This is a genomic window from uncultured Amaricoccus sp. (assembly GCF_937858865.1).
GTDB lineage: Bacteria > Pseudomonadota > Alphaproteobacteria > Rhodobacterales > Rhodobacteraceae > Amaricoccus.
Genome location: NZ_CALLYO010000134.1, coordinates 1 through 1,786 on the forward strand (window position 1 = coordinate 1; position 1,786 = coordinate 1,786).

Annotated in this window: 2 protein-coding genes; one reads left to right on the forward strand and one right to left on the reverse strand. The window is 72.5% G+C overall.

Annotated features, from left to right (window positions below; translation table 11 throughout):
* Positions 1-41 precede the first annotated feature (41 nt).
* Entirely contained in the window at positions 42-1,064 is a 1,023-nt protein-coding gene (locus Q0112_RS03805; protein ID WP_297971621.1) for an LLM class flavin-dependent oxidoreductase, read from the forward strand.
* A 191-nt stretch (positions 1,065-1,255) separates the two neighbouring features.
* Here Q0112_RS03805 and Q0112_RS03810 read toward each other — a convergent pair.
* A partial coding sequence (locus Q0112_RS03810; protein ID WP_297971619.1) for a GMC oxidoreductase occupies positions 1,256-1,786 on the reverse strand: 531 nt, incomplete at its 5' end.

Consider the following 1,786-nt stretch of genomic DNA (forward strand, 5'->3'; position numbering starts at 1 on the left):
GGCCGCAGCCGCCCCGCGGGGCGCCGGAAGCGGAGGCGGACGTGAAGCGGATCGGCTTTCTCTCCTTCGGCCACTGGTCGCCGGCCGCCGGGTCGGCCACCCGCTCGGCGCAGGACGCGCTCGTCCAGTCGATCGAGCTCGCCGTGGCGGCGGAGGAACTCGGCGCCGACGGCGCCTATTTCCGCGTGCACCATTTCGCCCGCCAGCTCGCCTCGCCCTTCCCGCTGCTCGCCGCGATCGGCGCCCGCACCCGCCGCATCGAGATCGGCACCGCGGTCATCGACATGCGCTACGAGAACCCCTTCTACATGGTCGAGGACGCCGGCGCGGCCGACCTCATCTCCGGCGGCCGGCTCCAGCTCGGCATCAGCCGCGGCTCGCCCGAGCAGGTGATCGACGGCTGGCGCCACTTCGGCCATGCGCCGGCCGAGGGCGAGATCGACGCCGACATGGCCCGCCGCCACGCCGAGACCTTCCTCGCCCTGCTCGAAGGCGAGGGCTTCGCCCGGCCGAACCCGCGGCCGATGTTCCCCAACCCGCCGGGGCTCCTCCGGCTCGAGCCGCACGCCGCGGGCCTGCGCGAGCGCATCTGGTGGGGGGCGGCCACCGACGCCACCGCGGTCTGGGCCGCGAAGCTCGGCATGCACCTGCAGAGCTCGACCCTCAAGTTCGACGAGTCCGGCGAGCCGCTCCACGTCCAGCAGGCCCGGCAGATCCGCGCCTACCGCGCCGCCTGGCAGGCGGCGGGCCACGCCCGCGCGCCGCGCGTCTCGGTCAGCCGCAGCATCTTCGCCATCGTGAACGGCCAGGACCGCGCCTACTTCGGCGGCGCGGGCGAGCGCAGCGACTCCATCGGCTACATCGAGGAGAACGTCCGCGCCGTCTTCGGCCGCACCTACGCCGCCGAGCCCGACCGGCTGGTCGAGGAGCTCCGCCAGGACGAGGCGATCGCCGAGGCGGACACCCTGCTCCTCACCGTCCCGAACCAGCTCGGCGTCGACTACAACGCCCATGTGATCGAGGCCATCCTGACCCACGTCGCCCCGCCGCTCGGCTGGCGCTGAACGGGCCGGCACGCATCCGGCGCCGGTCGCTGCCGCCTGTCGTCAGCTCGGAAACCCTCCGCCAGCCCCAATCCGGCCCCGCGTTAACGATGGTTTCCATCTGGTTGATGGGAGAGGAATTCCATAGAGAAAACAAAGACATGATCCGCCGGGCGCGCGCGCCCACCCGCCATCGGATATCGGCGGCATGGTCAGGACGCCGGGCCGGCGGTCGGTCGGGCGGGCTTGCCGAGGATGAACTCGGCCGCCTTCTCGGCCACCACGAGGACGGCGGCGTTGGTGTTGCCGCTGATGATGGTCGGGATGACCGAGGCGTCCACCACGCGCAGCGCCTCGACGCCGCGGAGCCGGAGGTCGGGCGTCACCACCGCACCGTCGTCCGAGCCCATGCGGGCGGTGCCGCAGGGGTGGTAGACGGTCTTCACGAACCGGCGGGCATGCGCGGCGAGCTCCTCGTCCGACTGCTTCTCGGGGCCGGGAAAGATCTCCCGCTCGATCAGCTCGCGCAGCGGCGACTGCGCCATGATCTCGCGCGCGCGGCGGATGCCGCCGATCGAGAGGCGCAGATCCTCGGGCTCGGCGAGGTAGTTGGGGTCGATGAGCGGCTGGTCCTCCGGCCTCGCCGAGGCGAGCCGGATCGAGCCCCGCGACAGCGGCCGCTCGACGCAGGAGTTGATGGTGATGCCGTGGCTCGCCCTGACGTCGGTGATGTCCTTGTCGAG